The following is a 17,357-nucleotide window of genomic DNA, read 5'->3' as shown; positions in this document are numbered from 1 at the left end:
CCCCAGCTCCTTCCCCCCTTCCCCCCTTCGCACCGTGAGGACGGACAACGTGAGCGAGCACTTCGTCGGCGCCGGGTGGGCGTTCCCGCTGCGGATCGACCCGGGCGGCGCGATCGCCCTGGCCCGCCGCGACCGCGAGGTCGAGGAGGCCATGCGGCTCGTCCTGGCGACCGCGCCCGGAGAGCGGCCGATGCGTCCGGAGTTCGGGTGCGCGGTGCACGACCTGGTCTTCGCCCCGTCCAACGACGCGACGGCCGGCCGCATCCGGCACGAGGTACGCGCCGCCCTGGACCGCTGGGAGCCGCGCATCGAGGTCCACGACGTGACGGTGACCCCCGCCCCCGACGACCCGGCGGTGCTGCACATCGACGTCCGGTACGCCCTGCGCGGCACCAGCAACCCGCGCAGCCTCGTCTTCCCCTTCTACGTGATCCCGCCCGAGGGCCCCGAGACCGACGAAAGCGAACGACACTGATGGCCCTGCCCGCCCCCCGGCTCGACGACCGGCACTTCCAGCAGTTCGTGGACGACGCCAAGCGGTTCATCCAGCAGCGGTGCCCCGAGTGGAGCGACCACAACGTCTCCGACCCGGGGGTGACCCTCATCGAGGCGGTCGCGCACATGGCCGACCAGCTCGTGTACCGGCTGAACCGGGTCCCGGAGAAGAACCACCTGGCCTTCCTCGACCTGCTCGGCATGACGCTGTTCCCACCGTCCGCGGCCCGTGCCCCGGTGACGTTCTGGCTCGCCGCACCGCAGCCCGAGCCGGTGGTGCTGCCGGCGGGGACGGAGGTGGCGACGGGCCGTACGGAGACCGACGAGGCGGTGGTGTTCGCCACCGACCAGGACCTGGCCCTCGTCCCCTGCGAGCTGGCGCACCTGCTCACCCAGGGCTCGGGCGAGGCGCCCGCCGACCGCACGGACGAGGTGGCGGCCGGCGCCGACGTGCCGGTGTTCGCGGCGGCCCCGCAGCCCGGCGACCTGCTGCTGTTCGGCCTGTCGGCGGCCGTGCCGGCCTGCGCGGCTGTGCTGCGCGTGGACAGCAGGGTCGACGGCGTCGGCGTGGACCCGCGGCAGCCGCCGCTGGTGTGGGAGGCGTGGACCCCGGACGGCTGGGCGCGCTGCGAGGTGTCGTCGGACTCGACGGGCGGCCTGAACCGGCCGGGCGAGGTGGTGCTGCACGTCCCGGCCGGGCACCGGGTGTCGCGGCTGGGCGGGCTGGAGGCGGGCTGGGTGCGGTGCCGGGTGACGGCACCCCTGCCGGGGCAGCCGTTCTACACGTCGTCGCCGACGGTACGGGACGCGGCCGCGTTCACCATCGGGGGGACGGTCGGCGCCACGCACGCGGAAGTGGTGCGCGGCGAACCGCTCGGGGAGGCCGAGGGCGTACCGGGGCAGCGGGTGCGGCTCGCACAGGTGCCGGTCGTCGGCGACGCGGTGGTGGAGGTGTCCGACGGGGAGGGCTGGCAGGCGTGGCGCTGCGTGCCCGACTTCGCCGCGTCCGGGCCGGCGGACCGGCACTTCACCCTCGACGCGACGACCGGCGAGATCGCCTTCGGTCCGGCCGTGCGCGAACCCGACGGCTCACTGCGGCAGTTCGGGGCGGTCCCCGCGAAGGGGGCGGCCCTGCGCGCGGCCCGGTACGCGGTGGGCGGCGGCCGCACGGGGAACGTGGCCCGCGGCGCGATCCAGGTGCTGCGCAGCTCCGTCCCGTACATCGCCCGCGTGGAGAACCGGGAGGCGGCCCGCGGCGGGGTGGACGGGGAGACGGTGGCGGAGGCGCGGGTGCGGGCGCCGATCGCCCTGCGCGCCCAGGAGCGGGCGGTGACGGCGCGGGACTACGAGGAGCTGACCCGGCGGGCCGCGCCGGAGGCGGCCCGCATCCAGTGCCTGGCCGCCGGATCGGACCCGTCGGACGGTGAGAACGCGGTCCGGGTCCTCGTCGTCCCGCAGGCGGTGACCGACCGGGGCGGGCGGCTGCGCTTCGAGCAGCTGGTGCCCGGGGAGGAGCTGCTGGCGCGGATCTCCGCGTTCCTCGACGAGCGGCGGCCGCTGGGCACCCGGCTGGCCGTCGGTCCGCCGTTCTACCAGGGCGTGACGGTGGTGGCGACGGTGCACTGCTACCGGGCCGCGGACGCGGACCGGGTCCGCGAGGAGGCGCTGGACGCGATGTACGCCTACCTCGACCCGCTGACCGGCGGCGCCCACGGCCGGGGGTGGCCGTTCGGCCGGTCGCTGCGCTCGGGCGAGGTGTTCGCGGCGCTGCAGCGCGTACCGGGCGTGGAGCTGGTCGACGAGGTGCTGCTGCATCCCGCGGACCCGCTGACGGGGCGGCGCGGCGACGCCACGGACCGGGTCGACCTCGGGCCGTCGGCGCTGCTCTTCCCGTTCGACCACCGCGTCCGCGTCATCGAGGCCCGGTGAACGGCGGCGCTGCCGCAGGCGGCGCCGGGCGGGCGCCGTCGGCCCGGGGCGCGGTGGAGGGCCTCGCCTCACCGCGCCCGCTGGGCGAGGCCCTGCCGGCCGTGTACGCGGACGACGACCTGGCCCAGCGGTTCGTGACCGGTCTGGACGCCATGCTCGCCCCGGTGTTCAACGCCCTGGACTGTCTGGAGGCGTACTTCGACCCGGCGCTCGCCCCCGCGGACTTCGTCGACTGGCTCGCCGACTGGGTGGGTGCCGAACTCGCCGGCACCGAGCCGCTGGAGGCGCGCCGTGCGGCGGTCGCCGCGGCCGCTTCCCTGCACCGGCTGCGCGGCACCCGCCGCGGCCTGGCGGAGGCGGTGCGGCAGTGCTTCGGGGTGTGGCCGCGGATCACCGAGAGCGGCGGGGCCGCCTGGTCCTCGAAGCCGCTCGGCCCGTTCCCGGGCTCGCCCCGGGCGGCCCTGCACGTCCGCCTGGCCCTGCCGGAACCCGGGCCGGCCGACGTGCACCGGCTGCACGCGGTGGTGGCCGCGGCCCGGCCCGCGCACCTGCCGTTCACCGTGGAGGTGGCGGCGCCGGACGCGCCCGGCGCCGCCGGCCCGACGGCCCCTGCTGTCTGACCCGTACGCTGCGGAAAGGAACCGCCAAGACCATGCCCGAGACCGGGACCTCCCCCTGCCCCGAATGCGCGGCACCGACGCGTACGAGCGGCCAGTCGTTCTGCGATTCCTGCGGCGCGTTCCTGCGCTGGGACGCCGCCGGCACCCCCCGCGGCGGCCGAGCACCCGAACCCGCCCCGGGGGGCGGTGCCGCGGACCCGGCGGAGGCGGAAACGCTGCCGCTGCCCTCGGTGCCGCCGGCGGCCGGCGGCACGGCCCGGCAGGAGGCGGCGGACCCGGCCGCCGACCGGGAGCCGGATGCCGCGGCCGCCTCCGGCCCGCCGGGCGGCGGCGCGCCGGCCCGCGCCGCCGGGCCGGCCGCGGGAGGGCGGCCGACACCGCGGCCGGACACCGACGGCGGGCCGGAAGGCGGGCCGGAAGGCGGCGCTGCCCCCGCCGGGGACGCGCGCGGGCCGTCGGACCGCGCGCCGGAGCCGGACCGGGCGCCGGACCCCGGCACCCGGGGCGGCCGGGACCCGGAACCCGGAGCGGACGGCGGGGGTGCGGACCCGGTGGGCGACGGCGCCTCCCGGCGCAAGGCCGACCCCGAGCCCTCACCCGCACCGCCCGCAGCGGCCACGACCGCCCCCCTGCGGCCGGGCGCACGGTCCGACCCCGAGGCGGCCGCCTCCGCGGCCGCCGCGCGGGCCCTGCTGGTCCCGGTCCCCGCGGCCGAGGCCGCGCCGGACCCCGGCGACGCCCCCGGCACGGTGCTTCCGGGGGTGCCGGAGGCGGCCCGGCCGAGGGTGCGGGCCCCGCAGCCGGCCGACCCGGCCCCGCAGGGACCGCCGTGCCCGGCCTGCGGCGCCCCCAACCCGCCCCGGCGGACGTTCTGCCGCAGCTGCGCGAGCCGGCTGGAGGATGCCCGGCCCGCGTCCGCCGAGGGGCCGTTCGCGGGACAGCGGCCGCGGCTGGACCGGGGCCGGCGCCGCTGGATCGTCCGGGCCCTGGTCGTGACGGGACTCGCCCTGCTCCTCGTCGGCGGCGTGATCGGCGGCCCGCCCGCGGTGCGCGCCGTGCAGGACCACTTCGCCAAGCGGGTCGCCGTCCGCCCGACCGGCTGGAGCGCCTCGCACTCCGGTGCGGGCCACGGGCCGGAGCTGGTCTTCGACAGCTACTCCAACACCTGGTGGGGCACCGGGTACGCGGGCGACTCCAACGGCCAGCACCTCCAGGCCGACTTCGCCCAGCCGGTGGACCTCCTGGCCGTGCTGGTCACGCCGGGCACCTCAAAGCGGCCGGGCCAGGCCGCCGACCAGGCGCGGCCGCAGGAGATCGACCTCGTCGTCACCGACTCCGCGGGCCGGACGAAGACGGTGCACAAGACGCTCGACGACGGCGGGGTGCAGCGGGTCGAGGTGCGCCGCCGGGACGCCGTGTCGGTGCGCATCGTCCTGCGGTCGGCGTACGGCGCCGGGGCGGACCGCCAGGTCGCGGTCGCGGAGGTCGAGTTCTTCGGCCGGTCCCGGACCTGAGGCAGGGCGGGGGGCGGCTCGGTCAGTGCGCGGCCGGGGTCTCCGGTTCGTCGGTCCAGCAGAAGGACTCGACGAGCCAGTCCCCGCCGTCCGCCCTGCCCAGCCGGAACGTCTTGCGGCCCCAGCCGGAGAATGCGGTCCCGGCACGGACGCCCCATTTGGCGTACTCGCCGGTGCGGATGGCGGTGCCGCCCGAGACGAGCGTCGTCGCCCGGGCCTCCGCCTCGGTGAAGTCGGTCAGGTCGGGTCCGTTCAGCAGGGCTTCGCGGGGGGCGATGAAGGATTCCGTGTCCATCCGGTCGACGGAGCCGTCCGCGTTGACCCGCTCGATCACCGCGCCCGGCGCGAGGACGGCCCGTACGCCGTCGAGCGTGACGGGTGCGCCGCCGCGGCGGGTGAACGCGGCGTAGAAAGCGGTCACGGCGGCGTCGACGGCCTGTTCGTCGGCGGACCGCGGGCGCGGACGGCGGTGTTCGGCGGCGAGCACCGCGAAGTGGAGGCGGTCCTGCCAGACGCCCTTGCGGTGGACGTCCTGCCGGGCCACGCCCTCCAGCCGCATGCCGACGCGCCGCATCAGGGCGGCGGAGGCGGTGTTGCGGACGGTGCACACGCCGGTGACGCGGTGCCAGCCGAAGGTGTCGAAGGCGAGGCCGAGGGCGGCCGTGACGGCTTCCGTCGCGATGCCCGTGCCGTGGACCCCGGGGTGGAAGACGAAGCCGATCTCACCGGTCAGCGGTGCCCGCTCGGCGCGCCGGAGGAGCACCTCGCCGACGACGCGGCCCGGCTCGGTCTCGACCGCGAGGCCGAGCCGGTCCCCGGGGGCCGCGAGCGCCTGGCCCGCCGCCAGCCGCTCCAGGGTCTTCCTCGTCTCCTCGCGGGTGTGCGGCTCGTGCGGCAGGTGCCGGGCGATCTCGGGCATCGAGCGGTAGGCGTGGACGGCGTCCAGGTCGTCGGCGCGGACCGGCCGCAGCGCGAGCCTTCCGGTGCGGACGGGGTAGTGGGGCGGTGTCGGCGTACGGCCGGACTGCTCGGTCATCGGGCTCCCCTCACACGGTGGTCGGGCACACTGTGCCACCCGCCCGGTTCCGGTGCGCCGCCGGGGGCGCACCGCGCGTCAGCCGTCGGCCGGGCCGCCTGTGCCTCCGTCGGGGCGGCGGCTCGCGGCGATCAGCACGGCGAGCGCGAGGAACAGCGCCGACCACAGGGCCGGCACCAACGGCGTTGCCGTGCCCTCCACTTCGGGCGCGACGCGGCGCAGCGGGTCGAACGAGACGCGGACCTCCTCTCCCGCGGGGGCGGCGATCATGTCGTCCTCCAGGACGTCGGGGTAGCCGCCGGGGCAGTCGAGGGTCAGCCGGTGGAGGGTCCTGGGCCGCGGGGCACCCTCCCCGAAGGAGTCCTGTGGCGTCGAGTCGACGGACCGGACGGTGCAGACGGCGGTCCGGGGGCGGGCCGCCGCCCGGTCGGCGGCGGTCACCGCGGCCAGCATCGCCAGGGCCAGGAGCAGGCTGCCGAAGACACCGCGGGCCCCGCCGACCAGGAGCAGGTGCGCGCCGGCGACGGCGGCCCCGAGGACGGCTCCGCCCGCGAGGGCGAGCGTCCCGGAGGGGGCCGCCTCCGCCGAGAAGCACCAGTGGGCCCACCCGTACAGGGCGGCGGGCCCGGCCGCGCAGGTGGCGAGACCCGCCCACCGCCGCGCGGAGCCGCCGCGCCGATCCTCCGCCATCCCGACCACCCCTCCCGGGAGGACGCGGCCGCCGGGCCGCCGGTTGCCTCCGGCGCGGGGCTTCCGCCTGCCGACCTGACAACTCCGCCGCCGATCCTGCGGCGGACCCGCCGGCCGACCGTAGGTTCTGGCCGCGGCGCTCCACCGTGGCGCGCCCGGACGAGGGGGCGACGGATGATCCGACAGCAGGCCGGTCCCGCGGCTTTGGCCGAGGCGGACCTGGCGGCGCTCGGGAGCGCCGCGGAGCTCGTCCGCACCTCGGGCACGGTCTCCCGGATGCTCCGCACGCTGGCGCCCGCCCTCGGCGAGGCCGAGCGGGAGTCCCTCGCCGCCTGGTGCGTGCCCGCGCACGCCGCCGTCCTCGTCTTCCCCACCGCCCCCGGCGGGTTGGCGGAGGCCCTGGCCGGGCTGGGGCTGGCGGTCTCCGGGCCGCCGACGCCCAGCACCGTCGTGCGGGACCGGCTGCGCGCCCGCTACGGGATCCGCCCGGAAGCGCTGGAGGTGTCCATCGTGCGGGCCGCCGTTCCCACCGAGGACGGGGGGCTCGGCGAGATCGAGGTGTTCTCCCTGCCCGTGCCGCAGGCCGCCGGCCCCGGCCCGGTACCCGTCGCCGGCGGCCGCGCCGCCGGCGGGTCCGGCGCGGAGACCGGCGCGGAGACCGGCGCGTGCCTGCACCACCTGGTGCGGCGCGAACGCGCGGAGCGCAACGAGGCGCACGTCGCGTTCCGCGTCACCGACGCCGACGAGGTCGTCTTCGCGGGTCTGCGGTTCCTGCTCGTGGAGCGGGCGGGGATGCGGCCCGACGGGGGCGGCTACAACCCGCACGAGGACGTCACGGTGCTGTACTTCCGCTCCGCCGCCCCCGCCGGCACCCCGTACGCGCGGCTGGAGCTGCTGATGCCGGGCCACCGCACGTCCGCGCTGGCCGCGCACCGCCTGGTCGAGCGGGACGAGCCGGGCAGGACGCTGCTGGAGCTGATGACGGGCGCCTGGCGGACCCAGGCCATCGCCGTGGCCGCCGAGTTGGGGGTCTTCGACGCGCTGTCCCCCGACGGGGGCGGCCCCGCCCCCGTCGCCGACCTCGCGGCCCGCGTAGGAGCCGACCCGGACGGCCTCGACCGGCTCCTGCGCTACCTCGCCACGCTCGGACTGCTCGCGGGACCATACGGGCCGGGCGCCGACACGTACGCGCCGACCGGCCTCGGCGAGCTGCTCCGCACCGACGCGCCGCACTCGATGCGGCCGCTGGCCCTGATGTACGGCGGCCCGTTCTACGAGTCGTTCGGGCAGCTGCTGTACGCGGTGCGCACCGGCGGCGACGCCTTCGCGCACCACTTCGGCGCCCACCACTTCCCCTACTTCGCCGAGCACCCCCCGTGGGACACCGCCTTCGACCGGTCGATGCAGGCCAGTTCGCTGATGTTCGGCCCGATTCCGGCGGTCGTGGACCGGCCCGGTGTGGACGTCGTCGTCGACGTGGCCGGCGGCAACGGCGAGCTGATGAAGCAGATCCTCACCGCCGCCCCGCGGCTGCGGGGCGTCCTGCTGGAGCGGGAGCACGTGGTGGCCGCGGCCCGCGGCCGGCTCGGCGAGGCGGGCGTCGCCGACCGCTGCACGTTCCGCGTCGGCGACTTCACCGAGGCCGTGCCGGGCGGCGGCGACGTGTACGTGCTGTCGCGGGTGCTGCACGACTGGGACGACCGCGGCTGCGCCGACATCCTGCGGCGCTGCGCCGAGGCGATGCCCGAGGAGGCCGAACTGCTCGTCGTCGAAAGGCTCCTGCCGCCGGACGGCGGGAACTCCCTGGCGGTCGCCTGGAATGTGCACATGCTGTGCAACGTCGGCGGCCGCGAACGGACCCTGGAGCACTACCGGCGCCTGCTCGCCGAGGCCGGGTTCGACCTCGTGGAGACCGCGCCGCTGCCGCTCGACGGCTCCCTGCTGCGGGCGCGCCGCAAGGGCGCCGCCGCCCCCGCCCTCCCCGTCCCCTCCCGTTCGGAGCTCGCGTAGATGGCCGTCCACGTGCACGACTACCTGACCACCCCCGGGCCGGCGGACCCCGGCGGCGCCTGGACGACGCCCCGGCCCACCCTGCCCGATGTGTTCGCCGCAGCCGTCGCGGCCGGCGGCGGGCGGACCGCCGTGGTGGACGCGGGCGGCGCCCGGTCCTGGCAGGCGTGGCGGGCGGACGCAGACGCCTTCGGGCGGGCCCTGCAGGACCTCGGGGTGCGCCCCGGCGACGTGGTGGCGGCGCAGCTGCCGAACTCCTGGGAGTTCCTCGTGGCGCACGTCGCGGTCGCCGCCGTCGGGGCGGTGCTGCTGCCGCTGCACAGCACGCTCGGCACCCGCGAGACGGGCTCGCTGCTGGAGCGGACCGCGGCGCGGGCGCTGCTGCTGCCGGCGGCCGCGGAGCCGCCGGCGCGGTCGGACCTGCCCGCGCTGGAGTTCGTCATCCCGGTCGGCCCGGGCGGGGACGCCGCGGTACCGGACGGCGCCGCCTCGGATGCCGCGGATGCCGCGGATTCGTACGAGGCCCTCGTACGGGCGCGGCGCGGGCTCGCCCCGCAGCCCGTGCCGGTCACCGCCGACATGCCTCTGGTCCTGATGCCCTCGTCCGGCACCACCTCCGCCCGCCCGAAGATCTGCATCCACACCCACGGCGGGCTCCTCGGCAACGCGGTCACGGCCGCCCGCGAGGGCGGCACCACCTCCGGGGACACCCTGCTCAGCGGCAGTCCCTTCACCCACCTCTTCGGGCTGTTCTCCGTCCACCTCTCGCTCGTCGCCGCGGCCCGGCAGGCGGTGCTGCCCCGCTGGGACACCGGGGCGGTCCGGCAGCTGGCGGCGGCGAGCCGGGCGAGCGTCCTGTTCGCCGTGCCCGCCCAACTCCGCGACCTCGTCGAGTCGCCCGACCCCGTCGCGCGGTTCCGCGAGGTCCGCACCGGCGGCGCGGCCGTGCCCGCGTCGCTGGTGGCGGGCGTGCGCAGCGCCCTGGGCGCGGCGACCGTCGTGCAGTGGGGCATGTCCGAGGTCGGTGCCGGCCTGAGCACGGCGCCCGACGACCCGGTCGGGGTCGCCGCCCGCAGCATCGGCCGGCCCGTCGGCGAGGGCCGGGTGCGGGTGGTCGGCGAGGACGGCCGCCCCTGCCCGGTCGGGGAGACGGGCGCGCTCGAGTTCCACGGCCCGTCCCTGTTCCGCGGCTACCTCGCCGACCCGGAGGCGACCGGGGAGGCGATGACCCCGGACGGCTGGCTGCGCACCGGCGACCTGGCGTGCCGGTACGAGGACGGCACCATCGGCTACCGCGGCCGGCAGGCGGAGCGGATCAACGTGGGCGGGCTGAAGTTCACCGCCTCCGAGATCGAGGCGCTCCTCGCCGATCTGCCGCAGCTCGCCAACGCGGCGGTCGCCGCCCGGCCCGACGACCGGCTCGGCGAGTACCCGGTGCTGCTGGCCCAGTTGCGGACCGGGGCCCGGCTCACGCTGGAGGACGTACGGGCGCACCTCGCGGCCAAGGGGGTGGCCGCCTACAAGTGGCCGCTGGAGCTGGTGACGGTGGCGGAGGTGCCGGTCACCCCGACCCGGAAGGTCGCCCGCGGGCGGCTCGCGGCCCTGCTGGCGCTGCCCGCGCGCAAGACCGTGGCCGCCTGGGCGCAGCAGGCCGCCCTGCTGCCGGAGCGCGAGGCGCTGGACGCGGCGCTGGCGCTCGTACGGGAGCTGGCGGCCGAGGTCGGCGGAGCCGCTCTCGGCGCCGGCGACGGCGGCCGGAGCTTCCGCTCGGCCGGACTGGACTCGCTCGGCGCGGTGCGGCTGGCCTCCGGCCTGGGGGCGCGCACCGGGCTGGCCCTCTCGACGACGGCAGTGTTCGACCACCCGACGCCGGAACAGCTCGCCCGGCACCTGGTCGCCCTCGCCGCGGGCGCCGCCGACGGCCCGGGCGGCGCGGCCGCGGACACGGCGCGCCGCGCCCCCACCGCCGGCCGGGGAGGCGGCGACGACGACCCGATCGCGGTGGTCGGCATCGGCTGCCGCTTCCCCGGCGGCATCGCCTCGCCCGAGGACCTGTGGCGGCTGCTCGCCGAAGGCGGCGAGACGGTGGGCCCGTTCCCCGCGGACCGCGGCTGGGACCTCGAACGCCTTCACCACCCCGACCGCGGCCGCGCGGGCACCTCGTACGTCCGCCACGGCGGCTTCCTGGACGGCGCGGCCGACTTCGACGCCGCCTTCTTCGGGCTCTCCCCCCGCGAGGCCCGGGCCATGGATCCCCAGCAGCGGCTGCTCCTGGAGACGGCCTGGGAGGCGCTGGAACGGGCCGGGATCCCCCCGACCGCGCTGCGCGGCACCGCTGCCGGGGTCTTCGTCGGCCTGATGTCCTCCGACTACGCGCCGCGCCTGGAGGAGGCGCCCGAGCTGCACGACGGGCTGCTGCTCACCGGCAACGCCTCCAGCGTGGCCGCGGGCCGGATCTCCTACACCCTCGGGCTGACCGGTCCCGCGCTCACCGTGGACACCGCCTGCTCCTCCTCCCTGGTGGCCCTGCACCTGGCCCGGCAGGCGCTGCTGCGCGGCGAGTGCACGGTGGCCCTGGCCGGCGGGGCGACCGTGATGTCGACGCCGGCGTCGTTCGTGGACTTCAGCCGGCAGGGCGCCCTCTCGCCGGACGGCCGCTGCCGGGCGTTCTCCGCCGCGGCGGACGGGGCCGGCTGGTCGGAGGGCGCGGGCGTCCTCGTCCTGGAGCGGCTGTCGGCGGCGCGCCGGGCCGGGCGGCCGGTCCTGGCCGTGCTGTCCGGCTCGGCGGTCAACCAGGACGGCGCCAGCAACGGGCTGACCGCGCCGAGCGGCCCGGCCCAGCGGGAGGTGGTCCGCCTGGCGCTCGCCGACGCCTGCCTGGAACCGGGCGATGTCGACCTGGTCGAGGCGCACGGCACCGGCACCCCGCTGGGCGACCGGATCGAAGCGGAGGCGCTGCTGGACTCGTACGGGCGGGGCCGCGCCGCCGACCGGCCGGTGTGGCTGGGCTCGCTCAAGTCGAACATCGGGCACACGCAGGCCGCGGCGGGCGTGGCCGGGGTGATCAAGGCCGTACTGGCGCTGCGGCACGGCGAGATGCCCCGCTCGCTGCACGCCGCGGAGCCGACGCCGCACGTCGGCTGGGCTGCGGGCGGGGTGCGGCTGCTCGACGCGCCCCGGCCGTGGCCGCGCCGCGGGGGCGGGCGCCGCCGGGCCGCGGGCGTCTCCGCCTTCGGCATCAGCGGCACCAACGCCCATGTCCTCGTCCAGGACCCGCCGCCGGCCGAGGACGAGCCCCGCACCGGCGGCACGCATGCCGGGCCGGAGCCGGCCGCGGCCGTGCCGTGGGTGCTGGCGGCGAAGGACCGGCCCGGCTTGCGGGAACTCGCGGCGCGCCTCGACCGGTCGGCGGCCGGCGCCGCACCCGCGGACGTGGCCCGGGCGCTGGTCGTGCACCGGGCCCCCGGCGACCGCGCCTTCCCGCGGCGCGCCGTCGTCGTCGGCGACGGCGCCGACGCGCTCCGCGCCGGGCTCGCGGACCTGGCCGCCGGCCGGGAGAACCCGCACGTCGTCACCGGGGCGCCGCCCGCTGCCGGACCCGGCCGGACGGTGTTCGTCTTCCCCGGGCAGGGCGCCCAGTGGGAGGCGATGGGGGCCGCGCTGCTGCGCGAGTCCCCGGTGTTCGCGGAGGCCGTGCGGGCCTGCGACGCCGCGTTAGCACCCCACCTGGACTGGTCGGTGGCGGCCGTGCTGCGCGGCGAGGCCGGCACGCCGCCGGCGGACCGCGTCGACGTGGCGCAGACCGCGCTGTTCACGATGATGGTGTCGCTGGCGGCGCTGTGGCGGTCGCTCGGCGTCGAGCCGGACGCCGTGGTCGGGCACTCGCAGGGCGAGATCGCCGCCGCGTACACCGCCGGGGCGCTGACCCTGCCGGACGCGGCGCGGATCGTCGCCCTCCGTTCGCGGGCGGTGCGCCGGCTGCCTCCCGGGGCGATGGCGGCCGTGTCGCTTCCGGCCCGGGAGCTCGCGGCCCGCCTGGCGGGCCGGGGCGGGCCGCCGCTGGCGGTCGCCGCGGAGAACGCGCCGGACGCCTCGGTGGTCGCCGGGGAGCCCTCCGCCGTCGACGGGCTGCTGGCGGAGCTCTCCGCGGAGGGGGTGCGGGGGCGGCGCGTGGCGGTGGACTACGCCTCGCACTGCGCGGCCGTGGAACCGCTCCGGGCGGAGCTGGCGGAGGGCCTGGCCGGCCTCGCCCCGCGGCCGGTGTCGACGCCGTTCTGGTCGACGGCGGGCGGCGGCCGGATCAACGGGCCGGAGCTCACCGCCGACTACTGGTACGGGAACCTGCGCAACCCGGTCGCGTTCGCCCCTGCCGTCGCGTCCCTGCTGGAGTCGGGGTTCGGTACGTTCGTGGAGGTGAGCCCGCACCCGGTGCTCACGTACGCGGTGCAGGGGACGGCCGAGCGGGCGGGCGCGGACGTGCTCGCCGCGGGCAGCCTGCGGCGCGGCGACGGCGGGCTCGGACGGTTCCTGCTGTCGGCGGCCGAGGTGTACGCCCACGGCGCGGCGGTGGACTGGGCGGCAGTGTGCGGCGGCCGCCGGCCGGGGCCGGTCGAGGCGCTCCCGACGTACCCGTTCCAGCGCCGGCGGTACTGGCAGGCGGCTCGGGGGCCGGTCGGCGCGGCGGCCGGACGGCCGCCCGCGCAGGGCTCCGGGCTGCCGGACGGCCCGGAGCCGGCCCCGGCGGCCGCGGGTGCGGCGGTCGGTCCCCGCAGCGACGCCGAACTGCTGGCCCTGGTGAGGGAGTCGGCGGCGGCCGTGCTGGGGCACGCCGGCGCGGACGCCGTGGACCCCGACCGGCCGTTCCTGGAGCTCGGGGCCGGTTCGCTGGCCGCGGTGGAGCTGCGCGGGCGGCTGGCGCGGGCGCTGGACCTGTCCCTGCCGTCGACCGTGGCCTTCGACCATCCGACGGCCCGCGCCCTCGCCGCCCACCTGGGCGAGCGCCTGGAGCACTCCCGGCCGCGGGACGGCGCCGCCGCGGGGCCAAAGTCGCGGCCCGCCCCGGACCGGGCCGGCGGCCGGGCGCCCGCCGGGTCCGCGGGGGCGACGGCGGAGACAGCGCTGCCGGCGGCCCTGCCCGACGGGCTGTCCGCGCTGTTCCGGCAGGCCAGCGCGGCGGGCCGCGGGGCGGTCGCCGCGGATGTGCTGTCGGAGGCCTCGCTGCTGCGGCCGTCGTTCACGGCGGCGGAGGCCGCCGGCCGGGCGCAGGACCCCGTACGGCTGGCGGGCGGCCCCGGCGGGCCCGCCCTGGTGTGCCTGCCGTCGCTGGTGCCGACGGGAGGGCCGCACGAATACGCCCGGCTCGCCGCCGCGTTCGCGGGGCGCCGGACGGTACTGGCCCTGCCGCAGCCCGGGTTCGGGCCGGGCGAGGCGCTGCCCGCGGACCTGCCGGCCCTGGTCGGGGCACACGTCGCGGCGCTGGGGCGGCGTACGGGCGAGGGGCCGGTGCTGCTGTGCGGGCACTCGTCGGGCGGGTGGACCGCCTGGGCCGTCGCCGCGCGCCTCGCCCGGGAGGGCCGCCCGGCGGCCGGGATCGTCCTGCTCGACACGCCCTGGTACGGGGGCGCGGTGCCGCCGGAGGACCTCTCGCTCGTGCTGGCCGTCGCGGAGCGGCGGCGCCGGGAGGCGGGCGACACCGGCGCCATCGGCACCCACCGGCTCACGGCGACCGGCGGCTACCTGCGCGTCCTGCGCGGCTGGCGGCCGGAACCGCTCGGCGCCCCGGTGCTGCTCGTACGGGCCCGCGAGCCGATCGGACCGCCGGCGCCGTGGCGGCATCCGCACACGGCGGCCGAGGTGGCCGGGGACCACTTCACGATGATGGAGGCTCATGCCGGGGAGATCGCCGCGGCCGTCGAGTCCTGGCTCGCCGGAAGCCGCAGCGCCGCCGGACCGCCCTCCCCCGCCCGCCCGGACCCGGCCCCGGCCGGAGGCACCGCCTCCGGCGCCCGCGGCCGGGACGTCCCGCAGCACAGCCGAGCCGATGAGGAGACGGCCCCGTGACCGACCCCGACCTGCCCAAGCTGTTCGAGGACCCGGTCTTCGACGACCGGGCCGCCGATCCGGCCCGGCCGTGGACGACGACGTACCGGCGGGTGGCCCATCTGGGCGCCCGGACCGGCTCGGCCGCACCGCTCCTCGCCGGCGGGCCGGCGGACCGGCAGCGCCTGCGCGACCTGCTCGAGTTGACGGCGATGGCCGATCCGGCCGCCTTCCACGTGCTGTTCCTGCACCAGTGCATGGCGACCGGGGCGGCGCTCGACTTCGGGGCGGCCCCCGAGGACGTCGCGGCGCTCGCCTCCGGGCGGGCCGTCGGGGCGGCGCTGATGACGGAGGTCGGCCTCGGCAACAGCAGCGCCGCCGTGCGGACCGAGGCCGTGTACGACCCGGTGGCCCGCGAGTTCGTGCTGACGACGCCGGACGCCGCCGCGGCCAAGTACCCGCCGAACGTGGGGATGCCGGGCCTGCCCCGCCTGGCGGTGGTCGGCGCCCGACTGCTCGTGGCCGGCGTCGACCGCGGCACGTGCCTGTTCCTGGTGCCCCTGCACGACGGGGACGGCGCATCGGGCGTCACCGTGGCGCCGCGGCCCCGGACGTCGCTGCTTCCGCTGGACTACGCGGCCGTACGGTTCGACGGCGTACGGGTCCCCTACCGCAGGTGGCTCGCCGACGGGGCCTCGATCTCCGGGTCGGGCGCCTTCCACGACCCCCTCGGCGACCCGCGGCTGCGGACGGCGCGCAGCGTCGGCTGGGCGCGCTTCGCCTGGGGTGCGGTTACGGCCGGCCTGGCCGCGGCGGCCCGCGCGGCCGTCGCGATCGCCCTGCCGCACGCGGGACGCCGGGCCACCGTGGACCGGTGGGGTGTGCGGGCGGCGGCGCTGACGCGCCCCAACCAGCAGCGGCTGCTGTTCGGGGCGGCGGCACGGGCCCTGGCGGCGACGGAGTTCGCGCGGGGGATCACGGACACGGCGTGGCGGCTGGCACCGGGCGGCGGCCGCGGCACCGGTCTGCCGGCGCGGACGATGGGCGAGCTCGCGCTGGTGAAGACGGCGGTGGACGCGCTGGCCGACGAGGCCGTGGCCCGCTGCCGGTCTGCGTGCGGGGCTGCCGGCTTCTTCTCGGAGAACCGGCTGGTGGACTACCAGGCGCTGACCGCCGCCTTCCACGCGGCGGGCGGGGACAACCAGTTGATGCTGCTCGACGCCGCGTGGCGGATGGCGACCGGCGACGACTACACGCCTCCCCCGGCCGGCCCGGGGCCCGCGGCGGCGGCCGGATCGGAACCGGACTGGCCGCTGCTGCTGGCGGCCCGGGAGCGCGCCCTGTACACGCGCCTGACGTCCGGACTGGCCGCGGCGTCGGCCGGCGGGCTGGACCCGTCGGCGGCGTGGCACGAACGGCTCGGCCTCGCGGAGGAGTTCGCGCACGCGCACCGGACCCGTGTGGCGGTGGAGGCGGTGGCCGCCCGCTGGCGGCGGCCCGGCCCCTCCGGTGGGTCCGGGGAGCAGGCGGTGCTGCCGGACCTCTTCCGCCTGCTGGCGGTGGAGGCGGTGCTGCCGCACGCCGACTGGTACGCGGCCCGCGGCCTGCTGTCCGGTGCGGCCGCGGAGGCGCTGGACGCGGACCTCACCGCGGTGTGCCGCCGGCTGCTGCCGCAGGCGGAGTCGGTGGCGGGGCTGCTGGAGGTGCCGGCCGCGGTGGTGAGGGGTCCGCTCGGGGGCCGGGACTACGTACGGGACCTGACGTCGTGAGGCCGGTGTCACGCCGTCATCACGAAGTGCCACTACTCTTCGTGTTTATCTTGCGCCATTCCGGTTACACCAGCAGGTGACGGACAATCAGCTTCCGACGGAAGGCAGGAACATGACCCTTGTCACCGCGCTCATCCTCGTCGCGGTCCTCGGCAGCATCGCCCTCCTCGCCCTGGCCCCGGCGGCACCCTCCGGCGACGACACGGCCCGCGAGGAGGGCCGCAAGGACACCCCGCGGCTGAAGACCGTCCCCGGCCAGCGGAGCGCCCGCCACCACACCGGCTGACCGTACCCCGCGGATGCCCGCAAGGACTCCGCGCAAACGTGGCGGAGCCCGGGAGCGGACCCAGCTCCCGGGCTCCTGTGTGCCACCCAATTGCGCACACCGGCGGCGTTTAAGAGTGCGGATCATTCTGAAGCCGACGTGTTCTGCCTTTGAACTACCGTGCCACGCAAGAGGCACAGGGTGGACTTGAACCACCATCCGTCAGTGATCGTCCGCACCCGGTCGATCCGGTGTTCGGCGGCGAATACTGAGACTGGAGCGAGAATCTGAGATTGACGGGGCCGCCTCTGCCCTTGGGCCACCCCGGCACGTGAGCCGGGGGGAGGATTCGAACCTCCACGTTGACACCCCGAAGTCAGTTTCGACTTCAGTTTCAGCCTGCGCTTTCGCGCACCCTCCCGCTCGAAGGAGGGAGATCGGAAGACTACCCGAACAGGTAGCCGAACACGGCGTCGCCGACGCGCTGGTCGGCGACCTCGACGCCGTTGGCCTCCTCGCGGGCGAACTTGACGGCCTGCTGGAGCTTCTCGACGCGGTCGAGGAGCTCGTTCACGCGGCGGGCCGGCAGCGCTCCGGAGAACTTCACGGTCGTCCAGTAGCCGACCGGGACGTCCTCGTAGTACACCTCCACCTGGGCGGGGTGCTTGTCCGTGGCCTCCGCCTTGACGTGGTTGCGCGGCACCTTCTTGGTGCGGATGGTGCGCACCGGCTCCGTCTTCCAGGAGTCCGTCGACGGGTCGAGGGTCCAGGACTCCGAGGCGTCCAGCACCGGGAGTTTGCGGACGAAGGTGTGCAGGTCGGTGAGCTGCTTCTCGAGGAAGAGCAGGTACGGCACGGGCACCTGCGGCAGCAGGACCCTTCCGTCGACCACGACGTCGGCGGCTGCGGTGCGGTTGGCCCAGTCCTTCGTCGCGGTGACGTCGAAGAGCCGGGTCAGCGTCGCCGCGGTGGCGCGCAGGACGTCCTCCG

General features: G+C 77.7%; 11 protein-coding genes. 8 read left to right on the top strand and 3 right to left on the bottom strand.

All coding sequences use genetic code 11. The annotated features are described in order from the left end of the window. Positions 1-49: 49 nt before the first annotated feature. From EF903_RS14075 to EF903_RS14060, 4 genes are read left to right on the top strand one after another with little or no spacing between them, the layout of a single operon-like run. Positions 50-475 (top strand): GPW/gp25 family protein, encoded by a 426-nt coding sequence (locus EF903_RS14075; RefSeq protein ID WP_125543562.1) that lies wholly within the window; start codon positions 50-52, stop codon positions 473-475. After that, entirely contained in the window at positions 475-2,424 is a 1,950-nt protein-coding gene (locus EF903_RS14070) for a putative baseplate assembly protein (RefSeq protein WP_125543561.1), read from the top strand. The genes EF903_RS14075 and EF903_RS14070 overlap by 1 nt, the downstream gene beginning before the upstream one ends. Further along, positions 2,421-3,044 (top strand): phage tail protein, encoded by a 624-nt coding sequence (locus EF903_RS14065; protein WP_125543560.1) that lies wholly within the window; start codon positions 2,421-2,423, stop codon positions 3,042-3,044. Before EF903_RS14070 ends, EF903_RS14065 begins: the two co-directional genes overlap by 4 nt. A gap of 32 nt (positions 3,045-3,076) precedes the next feature. Beyond that, entirely contained in the window at positions 3,077-4,558 is a 1,482-nt protein-coding gene (locus EF903_RS14060; protein ID WP_125543559.1) for an NADase-type glycan-binding domain-containing protein, read from the top strand. A 22-nt stretch (positions 4,559-4,580) separates the two neighbouring features. On the opposite strand, the gene EF903_RS14055 is transcribed toward EF903_RS14060, so the two are convergent. Next, the gene (locus tag EF903_RS14055; protein ID WP_125543558.1) at positions 4,581-5,594 is read right to left on the bottom strand and encodes a GNAT family N-acetyltransferase; all 1,014 of its coding nucleotides are present in this window, start codon (positions 5,592-5,594) and stop codon (positions 4,581-4,583) included. A gap of 78 nt (positions 5,595-5,672) precedes the next feature. Further along, complete coding sequence (locus EF903_RS14050; protein ID WP_125543557.1) at positions 5,673-6,284, bottom strand: hypothetical protein; 612 nt, start codon at positions 6,282-6,284, stop codon at positions 5,673-5,675. Between the two features lie 174 nt (positions 6,285-6,458). Here EF903_RS14050 and EF903_RS35875 point away from each other — a divergent pair, with 174 nt between their 5' ends. From EF903_RS35875 to EF903_RS34045, 4 genes are all read left to right on the top strand, one after another. Next, positions 6,459-8,294, top strand: a complete 1,836-nt coding sequence (locus tag EF903_RS35875; RefSeq protein ID WP_125543556.1) for a methyltransferase — start codon at positions 6,459-6,461, stop codon at positions 8,292-8,294. Next, positions 8,295-14,354, top strand: a complete 6,060-nt coding sequence (locus EF903_RS14040; protein WP_125543555.1) for a type I polyketide synthase — start codon at positions 8,295-8,297, stop codon at positions 14,352-14,354. After that, positions 14,351-16,102: a hypothetical protein gene (locus EF903_RS14035; protein ID WP_125543554.1), complete on the top strand. Its 1,752-nt coding sequence runs from the start codon at positions 14,351-14,353 to the stop codon at positions 16,100-16,102. The genes EF903_RS14040 and EF903_RS14035 overlap by 4 nt, the downstream gene beginning before the upstream one ends. A gap of 112 nt (positions 16,103-16,214) precedes the next feature. After that, positions 16,215-16,388 carry a hypothetical protein gene (locus EF903_RS34045; protein ID WP_185902654.1) on the top strand — a complete coding sequence of 58 codons (174 nt, stop codon included), beginning with the start codon at positions 16,215-16,217 and terminating at the stop codon, positions 16,386-16,388. 424 nt (positions 16,389-16,812) lie between these two features. Here the strand turns inward: EF903_RS34045 and EF903_RS14030 are convergent. Then, on the bottom strand, positions 16,813-17,357 hold a 545-nt coding region (locus EF903_RS14030), incomplete at its 5' end, for a hypothetical protein (RefSeq protein ID WP_125543553.1).

The organism is Streptomyces sp. WAC05292 (genome assembly GCF_003949955.1).
GTDB lineage: Bacteria > Actinomycetota > Actinomycetes > Streptomycetales > Streptomycetaceae > Streptomyces > Streptomyces globosus.
This window is presented reverse-complemented; position numbering and strand designations above follow the sequence as displayed.